18 protein-coding genes and 1 pseudogene are annotated in these 22451 nt (G+C 37.7%); 8 read left to right on the top strand and 11 right to left on the bottom strand.

Going from position 1 to position 22451, the window contains the following annotated elements; all coding sequences use genetic code 11:
• Positions 1 to 30 precede the first annotated feature (30 nt).
• The 3 genes and pseudogenes from ACU5DF_RS07565 to glgC form a co-directional block, all read right to left on the bottom strand.
• Positions 31 to 694, bottom strand: a pseudogene (locus ACU5DF_RS07565) (YoaK family protein).
• Positions 695 to 857: 163 nt separating this feature from the next.
• Entirely contained in the window at positions 858 to 2306 is a 1449-nt protein-coding gene (glgA, locus tag ACU5DF_RS07560) for a glycogen synthase GlgA (protein WP_446712406.1), read from the bottom strand.
• Positions 2296 to 3513 carry a glucose-1-phosphate adenylyltransferase gene (gene glgC, locus ACU5DF_RS07555; protein WP_446712405.1) on the bottom strand — a complete coding sequence of 406 codons (1218 nt, stop codon included), beginning with the start codon at positions 3511 to 3513 and terminating at the stop codon, positions 2296 to 2298. The genes glgA and glgC overlap by 11 nt, the downstream gene beginning before the upstream one ends.
• A gap of 298 nt (positions 3514 to 3811) precedes the next feature.
• Between glgC and ACU5DF_RS07550 the strand changes: the two genes are divergently transcribed.
• A complete protein-coding gene (locus tag ACU5DF_RS07550) occupies positions 3812 to 4459 on the top strand; it encodes a YdcF family protein (protein ID WP_446712404.1) in 648 nt (215 codons plus the stop codon).
• Positions 4460 to 4529: 70 nt separating this feature from the next.
• On the opposite strand, the gene glgB is transcribed toward ACU5DF_RS07550, so the two are convergent.
• Genes glgB through ACU5DF_RS07535 form a run of 3 tightly spaced genes read right to left on the bottom strand, consistent with a single transcriptional unit; the run spans position 4530 to position 11421 of the window.
• Positions 4530 to 6677, bottom strand: a complete 2148-nt coding sequence (gene glgB / locus ACU5DF_RS07545; protein ID WP_446712502.1) for a 1,4-alpha-glucan branching protein GlgB — start codon at positions 6675 to 6677, stop codon at positions 4530 to 4532.
• Positions 6678 to 6731: 54 nt separating this feature from the next.
• Positions 6732 to 8912: a 4-alpha-glucanotransferase gene (malQ, locus tag ACU5DF_RS07540; protein WP_446712403.1), complete on the bottom strand. Its 2181-nt coding sequence runs from the start codon at positions 8910 to 8912 to the stop codon at positions 6732 to 6734.
• Positions 8913 to 8967: 55 nt separating this feature from the next.
• On the bottom strand, positions 8968 to 11421 hold the full coding sequence (locus ACU5DF_RS07535) for a glycogen/starch/alpha-glucan phosphorylase (RefSeq protein WP_446712402.1): 2454 nt from the start codon (positions 11419 to 11421) through the stop codon (positions 8968 to 8970).
• 395 nt (positions 11422 to 11816) lie between these two features.
• Between ACU5DF_RS07535 and malT the strand changes: the two genes are divergently transcribed.
• The gene (gene malT / locus ACU5DF_RS07530) at positions 11817 to 14522 is read left to right on the top strand and encodes an HTH-type transcriptional regulator MalT (RefSeq protein WP_045104138.1); all 2706 of its coding nucleotides are present in this window, start codon (positions 11817 to 11819) and stop codon (positions 14520 to 14522) included.
• Positions 14523 to 14628: 106 nt separating this feature from the next.
• A complete protein-coding gene (locus ACU5DF_RS07525; RefSeq protein WP_446712401.1) occupies positions 14629 to 15549 on the top strand; it encodes a polyprenyl-phosphate transporter in 921 nt (306 codons plus the stop codon).
• Between the two features lie 98 nt (positions 15550 to 15647).
• Here the strand turns inward: ACU5DF_RS07525 and focA are convergent, their stop codons facing one another.
• Positions 15648 to 16496: a formate transporter FocA gene (gene focA, locus ACU5DF_RS07520; RefSeq protein ID WP_446702317.1), complete on the bottom strand. Its 849-nt coding sequence runs from the start codon at positions 16494 to 16496 to the stop codon at positions 15648 to 15650.
• A 175-nt stretch (positions 16497 to 16671) separates the two neighbouring features.
• The gene (locus ACU5DF_RS07515) at positions 16672 to 17250 is read right to left on the bottom strand and encodes a DNA-3-methyladenine glycosylase I (RefSeq protein WP_446712400.1); all 579 of its coding nucleotides are present in this window, start codon (positions 17248 to 17250) and stop codon (positions 16672 to 16674) included.
• 117 nt (positions 17251 to 17367) lie between these two features.
• On the opposite strand from ACU5DF_RS07515, the gene ACU5DF_RS07510 reads away from it, so the two are divergent.
• The 4 genes from ACU5DF_RS07510 to ACU5DF_RS07495 all read left to right on the top strand — a co-directional run bounded on the left by ACU5DF_RS07510 (position 17368) and on the right by ACU5DF_RS07495 (position 19857).
• Positions 17368 to 17811, top strand: a complete 444-nt coding sequence (locus ACU5DF_RS07510) for a hypothetical protein (protein ID WP_446712399.1) — start codon at positions 17368 to 17370, stop codon at positions 17809 to 17811.
• Positions 17808 to 18368, top strand: a complete 561-nt coding sequence (locus ACU5DF_RS07505; protein ID WP_446712398.1) for an SCO family protein — start codon at positions 17808 to 17810, stop codon at positions 18366 to 18368. Before ACU5DF_RS07510 ends, ACU5DF_RS07505 begins: the two co-directional genes overlap by 4 nt.
• A gap of 41 nt (positions 18369 to 18409) precedes the next feature.
• A complete protein-coding gene (locus tag ACU5DF_RS07500) occupies positions 18410 to 18856 on the top strand; it encodes a copper chaperone PCu(A)C (RefSeq protein WP_446712397.1) in 447 nt (148 codons plus the stop codon).
• Positions 18857 to 18960: 104 nt separating this feature from the next.
• Positions 18961 to 19857 (top strand): DMT family transporter, encoded by an 897-nt coding sequence (locus ACU5DF_RS07495; protein ID WP_446712396.1) that lies wholly within the window; start codon positions 18961 to 18963, stop codon positions 19855 to 19857.
• A 170-nt stretch (positions 19858 to 20027) separates the two neighbouring features.
• Here the strand turns inward: ACU5DF_RS07495 and ACU5DF_RS07490 are convergent, their stop codons facing one another.
• Positions 20028 to 20285 carry an HP1242/YdcH family protein gene (locus ACU5DF_RS07490; RefSeq protein WP_446712395.1) on the bottom strand — a complete coding sequence of 86 codons (258 nt, stop codon included), beginning with the start codon at positions 20283 to 20285 and terminating at the stop codon, positions 20028 to 20030.
• A 214-nt stretch (positions 20286 to 20499) separates the two neighbouring features.
• Here ACU5DF_RS07490 and ACU5DF_RS07485 point away from each other — a divergent pair, with 214 nt between their 5' ends.
• Positions 20500 to 20748, top strand: a complete 249-nt coding sequence (locus ACU5DF_RS07485) for a DUF3297 family protein (RefSeq protein WP_446712394.1) — start codon at positions 20500 to 20502, stop codon at positions 20746 to 20748.
• Between the two features lie 104 nt (positions 20749 to 20852).
• Here ACU5DF_RS07485 and ACU5DF_RS07480 read toward each other — a convergent pair whose 3' ends face one another.
• Both ACU5DF_RS07480 and vctC read right to left on the bottom strand, forming a co-directional pair.
• Positions 20853 to 21653 carry a siderophore-interacting protein gene (locus ACU5DF_RS07480; RefSeq protein ID WP_446712393.1) on the bottom strand — a complete coding sequence of 267 codons (801 nt, stop codon included), beginning with the start codon at positions 21651 to 21653 and terminating at the stop codon, positions 20853 to 20855.
• A gap of 34 nt (positions 21654 to 21687) precedes the next feature.
• Positions 21688 to 22449 (bottom strand): iron chelate ABC transporter ATP-binding protein VctC, encoded by a 762-nt coding sequence (gene vctC, locus ACU5DF_RS07475; protein WP_446712392.1) that lies wholly within the window; start codon positions 22447 to 22449, stop codon positions 21688 to 21690.
• Between the last annotated feature and the right edge of the window lie 2 nt (positions 22450 to 22451).

The following is a 22451-nucleotide window of genomic DNA, read 5'->3' as shown; positions in this document are numbered from 1 at the left end:
TGGCAGCTTTTAGCTGCCATTTTTATATTGTTAATGTTCGTTGTGTTGGTATAAATAAATAGAATAGAAAAATGCTAATAAAGCACATAATGTTGCTGGTATTGCTAAAGTATTAATTCCCAAAGATGGATAAGCATAACCGCCAATTACTCCACCAAATACAAAACCAAAAGCAATAAATAAGTAAAGAGCAAGACGACGACGATGAATAACCTCTCCTTTAAGCTTCATACCTAACATAATTCCCAAATCGGTTAAAACCCCTGTCACATGGGTTGTTCGTACCACTGCTCCACTGTAGGTCGTAACAAGCCCATTTTGCAAACCACAGGCTGCAGAAGCCAAATAATGGCCCCACTGACTTCCTTCACCTAAAACAATCATTGCAGCAAACAACAACACACTTTCAATACAGAGTGCGAAATTATATCGTCGCCCTAATTTTAATGCCGTACAACCGACAATTAAGCTACTTAATGAAGAGCCTAAGATAAAGGCTAAATATAATAAAGAATAAATGCCATGTTGTTTCATTAAACCCAAGTAATTGAGTTCCAAGCAACGTTGCAGTACCAGAGAGATGAGAGATAGATTGATGCTGAAAACCCAATAAGCCTACTGAGTTAGTGATCCCAGCTAAAAGTGCTAGAAAGAAGGTGCCGTATTCGACCCATTTAGGTAGTTTTGAAATCACGATGCGATACCTAGCCAGTAAAGAGCGTTATTCTATACCCATGTAACGTCAAGATACAGTTTCAGTAAAATTTATCTAACTCTGTACGCTTATCGACAGTAAATAAAAAGGAAAGACGCAATGTCTTTCCTCTAAATATTTTTAATTAGTCGTTTTATTCAAACTACGATAAATACATTTTCACATATTTCTCAGCCGCTTCATCCCAACTAAAATTTTGCGTCATTGCATGTAATTGCACGCGTTTTATTTCATTTAGGTTCTGACTGTAAAGTAATAATGAACGCATCAATACCAATAATAACTCAACCGGATCTGGGTTTTTAAAGCTAAAGCCCGTAGCATTTTCAGGATTATTATCATAATCAATCACACTATCTTTAAGCCCACCGACTTCACGAACAATTGGAAGTGTTCCATAAGCCATACTGTAGATCTGATTTAATCCACACGGTTCAAACTCTGATGGCATTAAAAAGAAATCAGCGGCAGCTTCAACCCAATGGGCTAATTTATTACTGTAAGCTTCAACAAAAGCCAACTTATCGCTATGCTTATCTGCAATTTTAGCTAATTGACTAGCAAGAGCCGAGTCGCCAGTACCAACAATAATCATTTGAACATCATTTTTTAAGAATTGCTCTAATATAGGCAATAAATAATGAATACCCTTTTGATTAGTCAGACGACAAACCATACCATACACAGCAACGTCTTTTGCTGGAAGAGATACTTCTTGCTGTAAAAGTGCTTTACAAGCTTTCTTACCTCGAACCATGCTTAGACGATTAGCTTTAAACTGTTTAGGAATAAAACTATCAACTTCAGGGTTCCACTCACTATAATCACAGCCGTTTAAAATTCCAAACAAATCAGACTCTCTTGCTTGGAAATCACCAGACATACCATGCGAACCTAGTTCAGTTAGTAGCTCTTTAGCATAAGTTGGGCTTACTGCATTTATTTTATCAGCACATGATACACCCGCTTTTAACATACTAATATGCGTATGACTTACAGCGGCTTCTGGTACATAATGAGATTTAAATTCAGCGAGGCATTCAATTTCATCATAGTGAAAAATACCTTTAAATACCGCATTATGCACAGACAGAACACTACGAGTTTGCAAAAAGAACACATCATTTTCATAACGTTTCTTCAATAGATATGGTACTAACCCTGTATGCCAATCATTTGCATGAATAACATCAGACTTTACATTGAGCTTTTGTAACATATCTAAGCAAGCTGCACTGAAAAATGCAAAACGCTCACCATTATCTGAATATGCTTGATTATTTACCGCATACATTTCTGCACGGTCAAAATACTCAGCACACTCCACACCAAGCACAGAAATACCATCTACTTCTAACGCTCTTACTTGGTAAGAGGTATGTGGCCAGTGTTCTAATTTTGTTTCCAACACAATCTCTGCGTCGTCTCGACCTGGGATCGTTTTATAAGCAGGCATCGCAATAGTAACTTGGTGACCTAACTTTTTAAGTGACTTAGGCAAAGCCTTGGCAACATCTGCCAAGCCTCCACTTTTGATCAATCCTTCGACCTCAGATGCTACAAATAAAATTGAAAGCGTCTTAGTAACCAATTCTCTCTCCTTTAGGGATAACCACTATTCCTTCATCTGAAACATGATACTTCTTCTTGTCTTCTTGAAGATTAACACCAATTTCAGTTCCAGCGGCAATATCTACGCCTTTATCTACAATAACACGACGTAAAACACAACCTTCGCCTATTTTAACATCACCTAAAAGAATACTTTCACTAATATCACACGCTGAAGCAATATTACTACGGAAGCCTAATACTGATTTTTCTATACGAGAGCCACGGACATAACTACCCCCACATACAAGACTATCAATAATTTGTACACGACCATTATCTGAGTCAGTAAAAGTTGCTGGTGGTAACGGCGGATAATAAGTATGCAGAGGCCATTTACGATTATACAAAGAGAATGGTGCATCTTTCTTAAGTAAATCCATATGCGCTTCCCAGTACGATTCGATCGTACCTACATCACGCCAGTAAACCTCTTCTTTTTCACCCGTAATATGGTTAGTACTAAAGTCATAAACATAAACATTACCTTCAGGGAACATTTTTGGAATAATGTCTTTACCAAAATCATGAGACGAATCATCTAGTTCTGCATCATATTTTAGCTCTTTACATAAACTTTCTGATTCAAAAATGTAATTACCCATTGAGACTAATGCAATACCTGGATGGCCTGGAATACACTTTGGATTTGCTGGTTTTTCTTCAAAACCAATCATTTTCCCATGTTCGTCAACTTCAATAACACCAAAACCAGTTGCATCTTTTGCTGGCATACGAAGTGCTGATACCGTTAAAGAAGCTTCTTTTTTCTTATGAAAATCAAGCATTTGCCTAATGTCCATTTTATAAATATGATCGGACCCAAAAATACAAACGTGCTCTGGTTCAGAAGCTTCTATAAAACTGATGTTTTGATAAATAGCATCAGCAGTACCTTCATACCAACGTTTGCCAGTACGCATCTGAGCTGGTATTGGGTCAATAAAGCGATCAGTAATTCCATTTACATTCCAACCTTTTTTCATGTGTTGAAATAAGGATTGAGACTTAAACTGAGTTAGTACATAAATTCGCATCAAATCTGCATTTACGAAGTTATTCAATGCAAAATCAATTAAACGATAGCTTCCGCCAAATGGTACCGCAGGTTTCGTTCTAGACTCAGTTAATGGGCGAAGACGTGAACCTTCACCACCAGCCAAAATCATTCCTAATACACCAGCCATTGTTTCTCCCTTTATTTAATTTTTATGTTATTACGACATGAAATCGTCGTAATTAATCTATTTATTTGGGAGTAAGTTAACACATATAAGTTTCAAAACTGTGAACTAGGTAACTTCTGTTTATTTATAAATAATATTCAATCAAGAATGTGCATCACATCAATATTTCACAGAGAGAAGTAACATTTTCATAACAATGCCAGCGCTTAAATACAATATATCGCTCCTTAAAAAGCATTACCCTAAATTCAACAAGTGTAATACTCTAATCACTTAATTAACCTAATCAGAGGTAGCTATGTCATCTTCTCTTTTTCAGCAATTACAACTGGTGTGGGATTACCATTTACTCCATCAACCTATCCAAAAAAGTGATGCTATTTTTGTCTTATGTAGTTATGACCTAAGAGTTGCAGAGCATGCGGCACAATTGTATCTCGATGGTTATGCTCCATTATTAATATTTTCAGGGGCTCAAGGTCGAGCTACTGAAGGTTTATTTACCTTAAGTGAAGCTGAAACCTTTGCGAATGTAGCAAAAGATATGGGGGTTCCCTCTTCTGCAATTATTGTCGAGACTAAAGCAACAAATACGGGAGAAAATATATTCTTCACCCAAGCATTGCTAAAAAAGAAAAGCATTACACTTAACTCGCTACTTTTAGTGCAAAAGCCCTATATGGAAAGGAGGTTGTTAGCTACGTTCTTAAAAAATTGGAATGATATTGAGTTCTGTATTAGCTCACCTAATATTAGTTTTATCAATTACCCAACTGATGAAGTTACGTTTGATCATGTCGCTAGTATTATTTTAGGTGAATTACATCGTTTGAAGGTTTATCCAACACTTGGTTATCAAGAAGCACAAGATATCCCTAAAGGTGTATGGGAAGCTTTTGAAAATTTGACTAAACTCGGGTTTGATGAACATCTCTTATCTAACTAATTCAACCCATAAAGACAAAAAGCCCTGAATAATATCATTCAAGGCTTTTATTTATGATTTAATTACTGAATCACTTCAAACGATAAAATATCGTCGATAATGGTGGTAACGTAATTGAAATAGACTGTGATATCCCTTGAGATTCAACGCTTTCAGTCTTGACGTTACTACTAACAGAATATTCACTACCGCCATACATGTGAGCATCACTATTTAAAATTAGCTCATACTCACCAGACATTGGCATGCCCAAACGGAAACCTTCTCTTGGTGCGGGAGTAAAGTTACTCACCACCAAAATACGTTCGCCATTGTCACCCAAGCGTTCATGAGCTAACACACTCATTTCTGCTTCATCTTGTAAACGCCACTCAAAACCCATTGGACTACAATCATTTTGATATAACGCAGGCTCTGAGGTGTACATTTTATTTAAATCACGTACTAAGCGCTGCATACCTGAATGACGTTCAAATTGCGTTAAGAACCATTGTAGCTGATCATCATGATCCCACTCTGCACTTTGAGCAATTTCTGCACCCATAAAATTCAGTTTTTTACCTGGTTGCCCATACATATAACCCATATAAGCACGCATGTTCGCTGTTTTCTGCCACTCATCACCAGGCATTTTATCTAAAATTGAGCCTTTACCGTATACAACTTCATCATGAGACAGTGACAATACATAGTTTTCACTAAATGCATAGACCATTGGGAAGGTAATAGTATCATGATGGTAACGTCGGTGAATTGGATCTTCTTGAATATAACTCAGACTATCGTGCATCCAACCCATATTCCATTTGAAACCAAAGCCTAAACCACCATCAAAAGTTGGTGCAGAAACTCCCGGGAAAGCAGTCGACTCTTCAGCGATTGTCATGGCATTTGGGTAATGAGAATAGACTTCTTCATTCATCCACTTTAGCAATGCGATGGCACCATGGTTATGATTACCACCATCCCAGTTAGGGATCCATTCATCATCTTCACGTGAATAGTCTAAGTAAAGCATTGAAGCAACCGCATCAACACGTAAACCATCAATATGGAAATGCTCAAACCAATACAATGCATTAGATACTAAAAATTCACGAACATGTTGTTGATCGTAGTTATAAATATAACTCTGCCAATCATTATGCCAACCACGACGAGGATCAGGGTCATTAAACAGTGACGTCCCATCAAAGTTCGCTAAGCCGTGAGAATCGGATGGGAAGTGTGCTGGAACCCAATCCAATACAACTCCAATTCCTGCTTGGTGACACTGATCAACAAAGAATTTGAAATCATCAGGTGTACCAAAACGGCTAGTTGGAGAGAATAAACCAATCGGTTGATAGCCCCAAGAGCCATAAAATGGATGCTCAGATACAGGCATTAATTCAAGGTGAGTATACCCCATTTCAACCATATACGGGATCAGCTCTTTTGCCAATTCACGATAAGTTAAAAAATCGCCTTGCGCATTTCGTTTCCAAGAGCCAGCATGAAGCTCGTAAAATGACAATGCTTCTTTTTGCTTTTGGGTTACCGGTCGAGTTTGCCACGCTGTATCTTGCCATTGGTAATCAGCTTGATCATAAACTACAGAAGCAAACGAAGGGTATTGTTCATTATAAGCACCGAATGGGTCCATTTTATGAGGTAAAATCTCCCCATGCGGTCCCTTTAGTTCAAACTTATATTTTACACCTGCTACTTGCTCTGGAATAAATAATGCCCACAGTCCATTATCAATACGCTGCATTGGATGACGTCGGCCATCCCACTGATTAAAATCACCAATAATACTTACCGCTGAAGCATTAGGAGCAAATACGACATAGCGCACACCTTGAACGGTCTTATTACCTCGTTCTAGCGTAACTAAATGTGCACCTAAGTGATTGTACATTTCTTTGGGTGTATGTGCTTGCGCGTCAGTTGGAGATATATTGTGATATTGATACGGGTCATCAATCACTTGTTCTGAGCCATTCCAATCAATGACTAATTGATAATGCTGCTCAGTAAGATCAAGTGCTTCATTTAAGATAAACAAGCCTGCTTGCTGAGGGGCAGGGTTCAATAAACGCTCTGAACCAATAGAAGGACGAACACGAACAGATGTTGCTCCTGGAAGCCAAACACGTAGTGCTATGTCATTAGATTGATATTGTGGACCTAGAAAAGAAAACGGATCGGAAAATGCAGCCCTTTCAAGCTGCATATAAATGTCCTTTTCTTTACGTTCAACAAGTAAGTTCAACGTAAATACTCCTTATTATTTTCGGCTCGCTTGAGCACGAATGTCAGTTAAACGCTTAGTTAACTCATTCACTTCTTGACGATTAAAAATTTCATCTAAAGTGATGGATAACTTACGACGCCAGTTTGGATATTCATCAACAGTTCCCGGTATGTTAACTGGTTTATCCATCTCTAGCCAATCTTCAAGCTGTAAACTGAGAAGTGTGCTCGATCCCGCTGCTAAATGACATTGTAAAGCATCACTTAAATGTCTATCCATAGGAACAAAAGATGCGTCACGACCAACACCTTCTGGTAGATAACCGTGGAAATCAACACTATTTAAAATCTCTTGCTTTGATTCTGCACGAGTCGCAAACAACTCTTTAAGTTGTTCAGCATCTGGATACAAACCAATCTCTTCACCCATTTTTAAATCATCACAATGCCAGAAACCGCGTAATGTTGGCATATCATGCGTACATAATGCCGACATTGACTGTTCTTGATAATGCGTTGGTGAATAAAAACCACCATCTTCTGCTGTTTCAAAGAAGAATACTTTATATGAATGAATACCTGCATCAGCCAGTAAATCAACAATCTCATCAGGTACTGTACCTAAATCTTCACCAATCACAGAGCATTCATGACGATGACTTTCTAATGCAAGGATTGATAACATGTCTTCTACTGGGTAGTACATGTATGCACCTTTAGTGGCATCTTCACCTTTAGGGATCCACCACAAGCGCAACAAACCTAATACATGGTCAATACGTAATGCGCCACATGCTTTCATGTTCGCACGTAATAATTCAATATATGCATCATAAGCCGTTGCTTTTAATGCATGAGGGTTCAATGGCGGTAAACCCCAATTTTGGCCTAGTGGCCCTAAGATATCAGGTGGAGCGCCGATGCTCACGTCCAAACATAAGTTACCATGGTCAGCCCACGTTTCTGAGCCAGAATCAGCAACACCGACGGCTAAGTCACGATAAAGACCTACATCCATTCCTTTGTTTTCAGCAAACTGTTGAACATCATTAATTTGTGTAAAAGCAAGCCATTGTAGGTACATGTACAAGTTAACTTGATCACGGTTTTCCGTAATAAATTGTTGTACTTGCTTGTTATCAAAATGTTGAAGCTCATTTGGGAAAACAGGCCAGCCCCAAATACTTTGATCTTGGGTATATAGTGTATTATGAAGCGCATCAAATGCAGCTTGATGAAGTAAGCTTTCTCCACCTTGCTCAACAAATGCAAGAAAAGCTTCAGCACGAGCACTTTTCTTATCTAAATGACGAGCTTTAAACTCTTCAAATAAGAAAGGTAATACACTCATTTTAAGTGAAGATACTTCCGTATAATTCACCCAATGTGATTGGCGAGCGTCATTTAAACGTTGTTGGAATGCAGCACTACCTACTAACTCTTGAGCTTTGTTACATAAGGCAAATTCAGGCACTGAACAAACATCAATATACAGAATATTCAACCAACGGCGTGATGATGGGCTGTATGGGCTTGCACCTTCTGGGTTTGCAGGGAATAGTGAGTGAATTGGATTTAAGCCTACAAAATCACCACCACGATTTGCAATATCACCAACTAATTGCTTTAAGTCACCAAAATCACCAATACCCCAATTATGAGCGGTTCTTAATGTGTAAAGCTGAACACTTGGTCCCCACATTTTTTTATCTTGATTGATAGCTTCTTGCTTAAAGCACGCTTGTGGCGTCACAATCAGTGTCATTTTATAAGGCGCTTTACGGCGCTTACGAATAATCTCTAATTGATGATAACCCCAAGGTAGAGTTGGTAAAGAGAATAATAATACACCATCATTTTCACGATCATCTTCAATAATCTGTGATTGTAAGTAGCCTTCTAGGATTTCACCTTTTTCGGTGGTCACTTTCCAACTAAACTCGCTGATGCGCGCACTCTTACCTAGATACATTTCCACTTGTAGAGGTTCGTTATCACGAATAACTTTTACTGATGCTAGCACTTCTTTTTTTTGCATTTTTTCAGAAGAGCTAAGAAGTGTTTTATCATTCTTTGTATCATAACCCAAAGAAGCCAGTAAACGAGTTAAGGTATCGTCACTGACTTTTGCTTCATCGCCCCAAGCACTTATATAACTATTTGCTAACCCAGCCTGCTCTGCGACTTGATGTAGTACATTATTATTATCTTTCATCGCTTTTCTCCAAGGGCAGCATCTCACTGCCCTCATTTTATATTTCTAAATCAAATTAACGGTTTACCGCTTTCAGTTTCCAGATGTTATTAACATAATCACGGATACTGCGGTCAGAGCTGAATTTACCAACCAAAGCTGTGTTTAAAATAGCCATTTTCGCCCACAACTTTTGGTCACGATATGCAGCATCAATGTCATTTTGAGCACGAACATAATCTGCAAAATCAGCAAGTACTAGATATGGGTCACCACCGTAAAGTAGGTTATCACGAGTTGCTGATAACAGACCCACTTGACCTGGAGTAAACTCATCACCAGCAAGAAGGTCTAATGACGCTTGCAGTAATGAATCCGCTTCATAGTATTTGTATGGGTTGTAACCCGATGCTTTTAGCGCTTCAACTTCGTCAACGTCAAGGCCGAAGATAAAGATGTTTTCATCGCCAACTTCTTCACGGATCTCAACGTTTGCTCCATCCATCGTACCGACAGTCAATGCACCGTTTAGCGCCATTTTCATGTTACCAGTACCTGATGCTTCTTTACCTGCTGTAGATATTTGCTCAGAAACGTCTGCTGCTGGAATAATGATTTCAGCCATGCTTACTCGATAATCTGGGATAAAGACTACTTTTAAGAAATCAGATACTCGAGGGTCGTTATTTACTTTCTCAGCCACTTTATTAATAGCAAAGATGATCTCTTTTGCTAAGTGGTAACCAGGTGCAGCTTTTGCTGCAAAGAAGAACACACGAGGGTGCATATCAAAACCAGGTTCATTCAAAATACGATGATATAGAGAAAGAATGTTCAATAGATCTAAATGCTGACGTTTATATTCATGCAAACGCTTAATCTGTACATCAAAGATTGCATCAGTATTTAACTCAATACCCATGTTTTCTTGAACCCACTCAGCAAGACGTTGTTTGTTTTGCTTCTTAACGGCCATAAATTCTTTTTGGAATTTCGCATCGTCAGCAAATTTTGCAATATCACGCAGTTGATCTAGCTTAGCTGGCCACTCATTACCAATCTTCTCAGAGATTAGGCTAGAAAGACCTGGATTACAGAACTTCAACCAACGACGAGGAGTTACACCATTTGTTACATTAGTCAGTTTACCAGGGAAATACTCATCAAATTCAGGGAATAAATCACGTTTAACTAACTCAGAGTGAAGTGCTGCTACACCGTTAACTGCATAAGAAGAAACAACACATAAATTCGCCATGCGCACCATGCGGTGAGTCCCTTCTTCAATGATTGACAGTTTACGTAGTTTATCAACATCACCAGGCCACTTAAGTTTAACACCCTCTAGGAATAGGTAGTTAATGTGGAAAATGATTTCCATATGGCGAGGAAGTAGTTGAGAAATTAACGACTCACTCCACGTTTCTAATGCTTCCGGAAGTAGTGTATGGTTGGTGTAAGCAAACGTCTTAGAACAAATTGCCCACGCTGCATCCCATGTTAAGCCGCGCTCATCAACTAGAATGCGCATCAATTCTGGAATACCAATTGTAGGGTGAGTATCGTTTAGTTGGATCGTTTCGTATTTTGGAAGATCTTCAATCTTATGGCCTGCCGCATCATGGCGACGTAGGATATCTGCAATTGAACATGCACAGTGGAAGTACTGCTGCATTAGACGCAGTGTTTTACCTTTCTCGTGGTTATCATTCGGGTAAAGTACTTTTGTTACATTACCCGCATCAATTAGAGCATGTTGCGCTTCAAAGTAATCACCATTATTAAAACTTGCTAAGCTGAACGGTGCTTTTGCGCGGCATTCCCATAAACGTAATGGGTAAACTGTATCACTTTGGTAGCCAACAATTGGTAAATCCCAAGGCATACCTTCAACTGACATACCTGGAACCCAACGACGTACTTCAACACCATTTTCTTCAGATACTTCAACTTTGCCGTAGAAGCCTACTTGTTGAGCGTAATCAGGACGAGCTACTTCCCATGGGTAACCTTCAACACCACGCCATGCATCAGGCGCTTCTTGTTGACGACAATCATCAAACGATTGACGGAATAGACCATATTCATAGTGAAGGCCGTAACCAATCGCAGGGAACTCTTGCGCCGCTAAAGAATCCATGAAACATGCGGCTAAACGACCAAGGCCACCATTACCTAATGCAGGATCACGTTCTTCTTCTAACAGATCAGTTAAGTTATGACCAAGTTCACCCATTGCATCGGTGATATCTTCATAAAGACCCATGCTAATTAAGTTATTACCTGTTAAGCGTCCAATTAGAAACTCAAGTGATAAGTAGTTCACACTACGTGCGTTTTTAATTTTCTCATCATTTTCAGTATTAACTAAATCAAATGTTGTTAGCTCAGCTAGGGCTTTACCCATTGCTAAATACCAAACTTTTGCTGTTGCTGTTTTCTCATCAGCACCAAACGTTGTCACTAAATGCTGTTTTACAGATGCTTGAAATGTTGCTTTATCAAAATTTTTGATGTTATTCGTTTTCATCTTCTATCTCTCACGAAGGTTCATAATCAACTGGCATCAATCCTGCCTTTTTCACTTAAACCTCGCATCCTCCTCCTTGGGGGATGAGACTAAAGTAAGAAAAGGCGTAGTGAAAATTGATAATATTTAGCGTGATATAACTCAAGTTTTGTAGGCTTACAGCGTAGTTGAGCGTGACAGAAAACACATTTTTACGGCATTAAACACAAAGTGTTAGCAATATCACATTTTTAAACATTCAGGGAATATATTCACCTCGTGTAATAGAATGCCTTAATTTATAAATTAAATTAAAAGTAAAAGGTAATATAGATCACACTTATAGGGCGTAGAAGATACATTTTCCCTCATAATTAAGGATAATCTTGTCAGTATTTTTAAGAAGAACAATAATTATGTTAATACCATCAAAATTACATTTCCCAAAACGCTTACATAACGCAATCATTAGACAACGTGTATTAGATACGCTTGCAGATGCTATACATTATAAGTTGGTTTTATTTCGCTCTCCCGCAGGTTACGGTAAAACTACGATGGCTGCACAATGGCTATCCAACAAAGAGGCTACTGGTTGGTATAGTTTGGATGAAGGTGATAATGACGAATATAAATTCGCAAAGTATTTTATTCAAACCATTAGTAATGCAACTGGATTAGAGTTACCTCATTCAAAAGCGTTGACAGAAAAGCGTCAGTTTGCCTCTTTATCAAGCTTATTTTCGCAAGTATTCACTGAATTAATTTCTTTTCAGCACAGCGCATATTTAATATTGGATGATTATCACTTAATTACTAACGATGCTATTCATTTAGGTTTGAAGTTTTTCCTTAAACATTTACCTGATAATCTAACCCTTGTTATTACTAGCCGCTCTCAACCCCCTCTAAATACCGCAAATTTACGAGTAAGAGATCTCTTAATTGAAATTGATAATCAAAGCTTAGCGTTTGATCAATCTGAAACCTCTCTCTTTTTTAATCAACGTCTTAATGATGAGATCGATCAAGAAGCCATCACTCATGTTCGTGAGCATGTTGAAGGCTGGCCGTCAGCGCTGCAGTTAATTGCATTACATAGCATTCAAAATAAACAATCTTTAAGTAATTCAGCTCAAGCAATGATTCAGCTTAATCATTCACACTTATGGGATTATCTTGCAGAGGAAGTATTTGATAATTTAGATAGTGATACTCAACAATTCTTAATGCGTTGTGCTGTTTTTGAACATTTTAACACTCAATTATTAGTTAAAGTTACAGGTCGTAATGACGCTCAACTGCTTATTGAAAACTTAAATCGTTTTGGTCTTTTTATTAACACGAATGGCGAACATAGTGATTGGTATAAATTCCATAATCTTTTTGCTGAATTTCTTAGCCACCAACGCCAAAACCATTTAGCACATGAAGAAATACAACTACAGCAAAATGCCGCACATGCTTGGTTATTGCAAAAGAATATTTATCAAGCACTTAGACATGCAAAAAATGCCAAAGATGACCAATTAATCGCAGAAATTTTAACTCAATATGGTTGGCATTTATTTAATAATGGGGAGTTAGCACTTCTTGAATTAACCATTACACAATTAGATCCTGAGATATTATTTACCTCACCAAGACTCGTCATCATTCGTGCATGGCTAGCACAAAGTCAACACAACTATTTACAAGTAGACGATTTACTATCCGAGGGCCAAAGAGAAATGTCTGCACGTAATATAACGTTAGACAGACATATGCAAGGAGAGTTAGATGCCCTACGAGCTCAGGTTGCCATTAATAAAAATGAGCCTGAAGCAGCACTCTCTTTTGCAGAAAAAGCACTCGAAGAGCTTGAAACTAATAAATACCGCAGCCGTATTGTTGCCACTTCTGTTATTGGTGAATATCACCATGTTTCAGGTAATCTTGCTCAGGCATTGGCACTAATGCAGCAAACTGAAAAAATGGCAATGACCTATGGTATATACCATCAAGCACTATGGGCTATTTTACAGCAAAGTGAAATATTAATGGCACAAGGCTTTATGCAGGCTGCCTTTGACTTACAAGATAACGGTTTTAAGTTAATTGAAGACCAAGAATTAGGCCAACTTCCTTTACATGAATTTTTATTACGAGCTCGTGCACAAATTTACTGGTTTTGGTTCCGATTTGATGAAGCAGAGCAATGTACTTGGAAAGGACTAGATGTTCTGTCTCCTTTTGATGAAACCAAACATCTACGTGGCTACTCTATGCTTGCTCGCTTAGCCGTTGCTCGTGGTGAGCTAGATAAAGCTGAACGTTACTTAGAAAAATGTCAGCAGTTACTAAGCCACGCTGATTATCACATTGACTGGAAAGCGAATGCTTCATCAGCACAGCTATTCTATTGGCAAGCAAAAGGCAACACAGAGGCCATTAGCTATTGGTTAACTCATACAGAGAAACCTGAAACGCGTAGTAACCATTTTACGCAACTGCAATGGCGTAACATTGCTAGAGCTCAGTTTCATTTAGGGGATATTGAAGTAGCAATCAATACGCTGCAAACGTCTCAAGCAATTGCACAACAACATAAATTGGTCACTGATATTAATCGCAATGCCATTATGGAATCAGTTTTATTGTATGAAAATAAACAATTTACTGAATCAACTGAAGCTATGCACCTTGCAATTAAACAATCAAATCAAACAGGGATCATCGGCAGTTTCTTAATGGCAGGTAGAGTTATATTAAAACCTCTAGCGAAATTACAGCAAAAAGGCAATATTAGTGAGCTTGAAAAACATCGTATTGAGCAACTACAAAAAGCTTTATCAAATAATGAACGCTCTCGCTCTGCGCATTTTGATGAGACCTTTATTGAAAAAGTGATTAATAATCCAGAGGTTCCAGAACTGATCAGAACAAGTCCTCTAACTCATAGAGAGTGGCAAGTATTGGGGTTAATTTACTCAGGGTTCAGTAATGAACAAATTGCTGCTGAATTTGACGTCGCTCCAACAACCATTAAAACGCATATTCGTAATTTGTATCAAAAGCTAAATTTACCAAATAGAAAAGCAGCTATTGCTATGGCTGATGAATTAGTAAGCATGATGAAATAATACTCATTGTATCATTATTTTTACGACATTTTTTATACAAAACTTATGTATAATCACGTACCTTCGTGCATTATGCATAAGTTTTTTTCATCTATATAGAGCTAAAATGAACTATTTAACGACATTCTTTAAAGGTATGGCAATGGGTGCAGCTGATGTTGTTCCTGGTGTATCTGGCGGTACAATTGCCTTTATTACTGGTATTTATGACACGCTTTTAGAAAGCATTCGTCGCATTAATCCTTCTATTTTAGGGTTATGGAAACGCGAAGGCTTTAAAGCGGCATTTGCCCACATTAATGGTTTTTTCCTTATTTCTCTTTTTGGTGGCATTTTAACAAGCATCTTAACACTCGCAAAATTCATCACATGGATGCTGCACACGCACCCAATTCCTCTGTGGTCATTCTTCTTTGGTTTGATCATCATCTCAATCATTCATATCACAAAACAAATTGAAAAGTGGTCATTAGATCGCTTTGTTATGTTATTGGCTGGAGCAGCATTTGCTTATAGCATTACGGTACTAAACCCAATGACCATGACACCATCAACCTTTACTTATATTCTTGCTGGTTCTATTGCGATTTGTGCCATGATTTTACCTGGTATTTCTGGCAGCTTCATTCTTCTGCTTATCGGCATGTATAGCCCCATTCTTGATGCTGTTAAATCTCTTGATTTAGTGACTATGGGATTGTTTGCGTCAGGTTGTGCCATTGGCCTATTAAGCTTTTCTCATGTTTTATCTTTCTTATTAAGAAAACTCCGAGACATTACCTTAATCTTTTTAACGGGTTTAATGGTAGGCACATTAGGTAAAATTTGGCCTTGGAAAGAAGTGATTGAATGGCGTACCAACTCAAAAGGCGAGCAAGTACCGCTAATTGAGCACAACTTATCACCATTCAATTATGAGCAAGTAACACAACAACCAGCCCTTATTGGTTATGCTGTTGTTGGTGTAGTTCTTGGTATTGGCTTAGTCGTTGGTTTAGAAATGTACGCGAAGAAAAACAAGAAATAATTCACCAAATAACAGACACAAAAAAGGAGCGTTCAATACGCTCCTTTTCTTTATCTAACATCTATCTAAAATCTACATCAGTAGTTTTAAGCATCGAATTAATGATTATTCGGCTCGCGTAGATAAATAATCCAGTAACCCATACCAACAAAGATACCACCACCGATGATATTACCAATCGTCACTGGGATAAGGTTATTGATTACAAAATTACGTAATGTTAAATCTGCGAAATCTAATGCAGTATAACCACTTGTCGCCCAGAACTCTGGTGACGCAAATGTTTTGATACCAACAGCCATTGGGATTTGAAACATGTTTGCAATACAGTGCTCAAAACCTGCAGATACAAACATAGCAACAGGAAGGATCATAACTAAAATCTTATCTGTTAATGTACGACCTGAGAATGTCATCCATACACCAACACATACCAACACGTTACACATTAAACCTAATGCAATCGCCTGCCAAAAACCATGATGCAGTTTATGCTGAGCAATTTTCATCGTATTAATACCAACAGCACCACCATCACTCATGTATTGTTTTGCAACTAACATGATACCAACAAGTAGCATGGCACCAATAAAGTTACCTACATAAACCACAGCCCAGTTAGCACAAAGGCTTTTCCAGCTAATTTTTCCACTTGCACGAGCAACCAGTGTTAATACAGAACTGGTAAAGAGTTCGCCACCAGTTACTACTACTAAAATTAGACCAAGACTGAAGGCTAAACCACCAATAAAGTGAGTCATCCCCCAAGGCATATCTTCAGCACCGGTTGTTACCGTAGTATAAAAGATGAAAGCAATACCAATGTGTATACCTGCGGTAATTGCTAATAAAAATGATTTGAATGGGTCTTTAGTTGCTTTTGCTACGCCAACTTCAGCAGCGCGTTCAGCCATTTGTGGCGGTAATAAAGAGTCGAACTGGTTCATATTAGAAACATTTTGATACAAGTGAAAAGGAAGTCGGATAATCCTCCTATTTTGTACGGAATACAAGCGATTTTCTAACTTGAAAGCATTAAAATTGAGAAAAATTACAACTATTTCCAAAAAATACAAAATGTGACATAGTTCACACTCATTAAGTAAATATAAGATTTAAATTTTACGTTTTATTTGTTTTTCTGCTGACATAGCAATGGCAAGTTATCACATGATCATTAACCACTCCTACCGCTTGTAAAAATGCATAACAGATAGTTGAACCAACAAATTTAAAGCCTCTCTTTTTTAAATCTTTACTCAATTTATCTGATAATTCTGTAGTCACAGGGACTTCTGACATAGTCTTCCAACAATTATTCAATGGTTGATAATTTACATACCCCCATAAATAATCAGAAAAGCAGCCGAATTCTTGTTGTATTTTAATAAAAGCTTGTGCATTGGTAATCACTGAATTAATTTTCAATCGATGTCTCACAATTCGAGCATCTAGCATTAATTCTTCCACTTTCTTTTGCTCGTACTGGCTAATGTTTTCAATATCAAAGTTATCAAATAAAAGTCGATACCCTTCACGCTTTTTCAAAACTGTTGACCAACTAAGTCCAGCTTGTGCTCCTTCCAAAATTAAACATTCAAATAATTCACGATCGTTATAAATTGGAACGCCCCATTCGTTATCATGATATTTTCTGTCTAAATCTGACACCTCAGCCCAATCACATCGATTTTTGTTCATTCCTCACTCACCTTTATTCTTGGTTGTTAACTAAGCTCACATAACAACTACAAGTACCCTATCCGGTATTTACCTTATGCTACTATTTCCTCAATTTTTTTGGAGGTAACTATCTGTATGAAAATACTTTCTTCTGCATTCAAACTCCTGGGTATTATTGCGTTATTTTTCATTGGGTTCTTTTTTTCTGAGCTAAGTGATTTTGTAGAAACTCATACTTCCTCTCCCATTACTCTGGAGAATACTTGCTTGCTATCAAGTCAAATATGCACACAAAATGGAGTAGATATCCAATTGCAAAAAGATACTCTCATGCCTTTAGAGCCTAGTTCTATTATCGTAAATTGGCCAAACATTACAGCTGAAAAACTCACTCTATCACTTCAAGCCGTTGATATGGATATGGGAAACCCTATTTTCCAATTAAATCGAACGACTAACGATACTTTTACTGGTGAAATATTACTGCCTATTTGTATACAAGATACAATGCTATGGGTTGGAACTCTTCGTGCAAATAATAACAATATAATTACCGTTTCATTAAAGGCAAAAAAATGAAAAAAGTTTTATTAATTCTCGCGGTCTTCTTTTCTGGATTTGGGATAAAACACGCATATGTGAACTATTCAAGTACTGGAACTGAACTTTATGGCTTAGACAATGAACGTCTCGATCTATTTGATCCAAACGATCCTAGAATTCGTATTGTTTATTTTGGATTTACTCGCTGCCCTGATGTATGTCCTACATCGCTAGCTATGTTATCTGGCGCATTGAATCAAATTGACCAAAACACCTTGTCTCAATTTCGCCCAGTGTTTGTAACTCTTGACCCAGAAAGAGACAGTGCAGAGCATTCTGCCGAATATGCTCATTACTTTCATTCGAATATAGAAGGCAGCTCAGGCTCTGTACAAACAATCAAAACATTAGCAGATCGCTACCATGTTATCTCAAAAAAAACAGAGCTCGAAGACTCTGCTTTGGTATACACAATCGATCACTCTTCCTATTTTTATTTCTTACAACCTAACGGTACATTAATTACTAAAGTGCCACATACCATTACACCCGAGCCAATAGTGAAAGCGATCCATTCTCTTGCACAACAATAACTCATATTATAATTAACCATTACCCCTTAAAGGAACCACAGATGAAAAAAACAGTTTTTGCTCTTAGCGCACTTTTATTAAGTTCAGCAGCTTTTGCCAAAAATGATCTTACGATTGAAAATCCTTACGCTCGAGCAACGCCACCAAATGCAACAAACAGCGCTATTTTCATGACGATTAAAAATCAGAGTAATGACCTAAGAACGCTTATTTCTGCAACAACACCTGTCGCGAAAACCGTTGAGTTACATACAGTAATTGAAGTAGATGGCATGATGAAAATGCGTGAAGTAAACGCAATAGAGCTTCCAAAAAATGAAGACACAATTTTAAAACCTGGTGGTCTGCACATTATGCTATTTGGTCTTACTCAACCACTAAAAGAAGAAGAGTTCATTAATGTAACGTTAAACTTCAAAAATGGCGATAAAGAGCAATTCAAAGCACCAATCAAAAAAGTAATATCTGGAATGAAACATAAAATGTAATCACACTGTCTTTCTAATAAGTCAAAGTGTCCGATTAGAGATATATATATTCTAATAGACCTGTCAAACTGCATCTCATTAACCCCTAACGAGATGCAGATCACATGTATTATTTATTACCACTATTTACTGTTCTTATTTGGGGCGGTAACTCAATCATTAATAAGATGGCTGCATCTGCCATAGAACCTAGCGCCATGAGTTTTTATCGTTGGGCATTTGCGATGCTGATCTTAACTCCATTTTGTCTACCATCTGTTATCAAATCACGCCATGTGATCCGTCCCTATTTTAGTAAACTCGCTTTTTTAGCCTTACTTGGGATGGTTCTAAACCAATCTTTAGGTTACTACGCCGGCTTAACGACTACAGCTTCTAATATGTCCTTAATCACCTCATTAGTACCATTAGTCAGCATCTTCCTTAGCTTACCATTACTAGGTAAGCGTATTTCAGCCCTAAGTATTGTTGGCGCGGTAATTTCATTAGCGGGTCTAACTTTTATGTTAGGTCATGGCGATATTACGTTTTTCTTACACCAACCAATAACAGAAGGCGATGGCCTAATGGTAATCGCAGCTCTCTCTTACGCAACTTATTGTGTATTGCTTAAACGTTGGAAAATGCCCATCAGTAACTGGCAGCTTATTTATATACAAGGTCTGTTTGCTGTTGCTATGCTGACACCTTTATGGCTAAGCAGCGAGACGTTATTACCAACTGAAGCTTCTCTTCCATTAATTATGTACGCCTCCATTGCAGCTTCCATCTTAGCGCCTTGGATGTGGGTAAAAGCCATTGATGTGATAGGTGCAGAGTCCAGTGCTATGTTTATGAATTTACTGCCAGTGGTAGCAGTATCATTAGCTGCTATTTTATTGGGTGAAGAAATTGAAAGCTATCATTTAATGGGGGGAATAATGGTTATCTCTGGTGTTATCTTGGCACAAATTAAAACTAAAAAATCCAAGCAAGAAACGAGTGCTCTTATTAAAGCTTAATAGGTATCGTTCATTATCTTGTTATAGAAAAGCCGACTCTTTATAAAAGCCGGCTTTTTGTGAACTAGATTTTAATAGCAATATTAATTTTCACGCTACTATTAAGAAGTGGTTTTCTCATTCAATGATGAACAAAATAGTTCTTGAAATTGATATGATTCATAACTATTTTAATTAATAGCCAACTCATGATGAGCAACTAACTGCTTATGCAAAATATCCTTTAACTCCATACGCTGAAGCTTTAATGCGTGCATATTATCATCATCAATTGGGCTCCCTGATATCTCTAACTGACGGATATCATAATCCAATTGGTGATATTGTTGGAGATCGGCTTTGAACTTAGGATCGTCATGATTTAGCTGAACAATGTCTAATTTTAACTCTGGAAAATCTAGGATAAAAGCATGGTTTTCATTTAGCATCGGCATTCCCTTATTCATTTGGATTACTTAGCAGTATAGAAGTTATCAAAAAAAATAAATGTGGTTTACAACACAAAGTGAATATTATCGCAGTTAAATCAATCAACTAAGATATTGTATATGCTTGATCAACACTATTTATGACTACAACTCTTGAGCGTTAGGCTTATAACGCCTACAATAGCGCACTTTTCGTTAATTACAGGTCAAAATCATGAACGATACTACACAAAAACCAGCTTTACCGGATCACCTTTCAGGTAACCCTCGTAGTCCACATCATGTAGCAGAGTGCTTTGAGCACCATATTGGTATTAATCTAAACGGCAAAGAACGCTTTGACGTTGAAGAGTACTGCATTAGTGAAAGCTGGGTAAAAATCCCATCACCTAAAGCACTAGACCGTCGTGGTCAACCGATCCTAATTAAATTAAAAGGCACTGTTGAAGCCTTTTATAAGTAAATCTCGATATAAGAGCGCTTATCATAAATAACAAGAGGCCTAATGATAGTTAGGTCTTTTTCGTTATTTACTATTAATGCCTCTACGCACTCTGTCACTCATTATCAATCCGCTAGCTGATCTTCATGCTTAGCAATTTTATGACCATCTTCTGTGCAGCCTTCTTTCCAATAGCTACTAATATAAATATCATCTTTATCTACTGCTTTTTCATTTCGAAAATACGTACGAAGTTGTTTCATACTATTAAACTCGCAGGCACTCCAAATAGCCACTCGACCTGATTTCCACTCTTGAGTACGAACCGCTTGAATCAATCCACTTTCTTCTGAGTTCATTTCCGATTTACTCACCCAAACAATACTCATCCCTTCTGGTTTAACTAAAGCTTGCTTGTCGGATTCATGGTTAATTTCAATCACAGCATAACCCACCGCACTTGATGGCAGGGTTTCTAATTTTGCAGATAGCGCAGGTAACGCCGTCATGTCCGCCACTAAGAAAAACCAATCGGCCTCTTTCGATAGACCTTTGATAGAACCCGGACCAACAATGGATATTTGACTGCCAGCTTTAGCTTGTTGCGACCAATTAGATGCAAAACCGCCACTATCAGCACTCACACAATCAACAGAATGATGATGACGTACAAAGTCCACATCCAATTCATTCTGCTCTTGACGAAAATGACGAATGGTATAAGTACGCATTTTTGGACGAGTGCCTTCTTCAATACCAGAAAGGTCCGTTCCACCATTATCATTAAACAACAGCTTAATGTAACCGCCTTCACTCTCGGTTTCAAAATCAGATAAATCATCGGCTTTAAACGTAATACGCTGCATATTTGATGTCAGCAGTACGCTACTAATAACCGTTAATATTCGTGGTGATGGCTTACTCATAAACGCTTCCTTATCTTATTTTGTACATCGTCTATTACTGACCATAGTACATACAAATACGTTGTCCATTAACTTCATGGATATCAAATTCAGTGTCATAAATCTCTGAAAGAACATCCTTTCTGATAACTTCTACTACCGTGCCGTTAGCTACAACTTTGCCTTTTTTAAGCGCCACGATATTGTCTGAATAGCATGATGCAAAATTAATGTCATGAATCACAATCACAACCGCTTTCCCTAACTCATGCGCTAGCGTTTTAATGTTTTTCATGATTTGTAGTGAATGTTTAATATCCAGATTATTTAATGGCTCATCTAAGAACACATAATCTGTATCTTGAGCTACGACCATAGCAATAAAAGCTAATTGACGTTGGCCGCCACTCAATTCATCTAAATATTTATTTTGGATTGCCGTTAAATCAAGGTAATTAATCGCGTTATCAATCACCTCATTATCATGCTTCGTTAGTTTTCCTTGACTATAAGGAAACCGTCCAAAGGCCACCAATTCACGCACCGTAAAACGCATATTTAAATTATTTGATTGACGAAGTACCGACAGCTTTTTTGCTAATGCCTTTGTGTCCCAATCGACCACTTCTTGATTTTCGATCAGCACACTACCGCTGTCTTTCGCTAACAGACGGCTTGCCATTGATAACACGGTACTTTTACCTGCACCGTTAGGTCCAATGATTGACGTCACTTCTCCTTTAATAAAAGAAGCAGATGCTTGATCAACAACTTTTTGCTGACCGAATGATTTAGATAGTTGAGATAATGAAATCATAC

The organism is Aliivibrio wodanis (genome assembly GCF_052920805.1).
This window is presented reverse-complemented; position numbering and strand designations above follow the sequence as displayed.

Coding starts and splice junctions, on each gene's coding strand:
- ACU5DF_RS07505 (WP_446712398.1), top strand. CDS start 17,808: ATGAAAAAAGTTTTATTAATTCTCGCGGTCTTCTTTTCTGGATTTGGG.
- malT (WP_045104138.1), top strand. CDS start 11,817: ATGTTAATACCATCAAAATTACATTTCCCAAAACGCTTACATAACGCA.
- ACU5DF_RS07480 (WP_446712393.1), bottom strand. CDS start 21,653: ATGAGTAAGCCATCACCACGAATATTAACGGTTATTAGTAGCGTACTG.
- focA (WP_446702317.1), bottom strand. CDS start 16,496: ATGAACCAGTTCGACTCTTTATTACCGCCACAAATGGCTGAACGCGCT.
- vctC (WP_446712392.1), bottom strand. CDS start 22,449: ATGATTTCATTATCTCAACTATCTAAATCATTCGGTCAGCAAAAAGTT.
- ACU5DF_RS07495 (WP_446712396.1), top strand. CDS start 18,961: ATGTATTATTTATTACCACTATTTACTGTTCTTATTTGGGGCGGTAAC.
- ACU5DF_RS07510 (WP_446712399.1), top strand. CDS start 17,368: ATGAAAATACTTTCTTCTGCATTCAAACTCCTGGGTATTATTGCGTTA.
- ACU5DF_RS07490 (WP_446712395.1), bottom strand. CDS start 20,285: ATGCTAAATGAAAACCATGCTTTTATCCTAGATTTTCCAGAGTTAAAA.
- ACU5DF_RS07535 (WP_446712402.1), bottom strand. CDS start 11,421: ATGAAAACGAATAACATCAAAAATTTTGATAAAGCAACATTTCAAGCA.
- glgC (WP_446712405.1), bottom strand. CDS start 3,513: ATGGCTGGTGTATTAGGAATGATTTTGGCTGGTGGTGAAGGTTCACGT.
- ACU5DF_RS07515 (WP_446712400.1), bottom strand. CDS start 17,250: ATGAACAAAAATCGATGTGATTGGGCTGAGGTGTCAGATTTAGACAGA.
- glgB (WP_446712502.1), bottom strand. CDS start 6,677: ATGCAGCTTGAAAGGGCTGCATTTTCCGATCCGTTTTCTTTTCTAGGT.
- ACU5DF_RS07550 (WP_446712404.1), top strand. CDS start 3,812: ATGTCATCTTCTCTTTTTCAGCAATTACAACTGGTGTGGGATTACCAT.
- ACU5DF_RS07525 (WP_446712401.1), top strand. CDS start 14,629: ATGAACTATTTAACGACATTCTTTAAAGGTATGGCAATGGGTGCAGCT.
- malQ (WP_446712403.1), bottom strand. CDS start 8,912: ATGAAAGATAATAATAATGTACTACATCAAGTCGCAGAGCAGGCTGGG.
- ACU5DF_RS07485 (WP_446712394.1), top strand. CDS start 20,500: ATGAACGATACTACACAAAAACCAGCTTTACCGGATCACCTTTCAGGT.
- ACU5DF_RS07500 (WP_446712397.1), top strand. CDS start 18,410: ATGAAAAAAACAGTTTTTGCTCTTAGCGCACTTTTATTAAGTTCAGCA.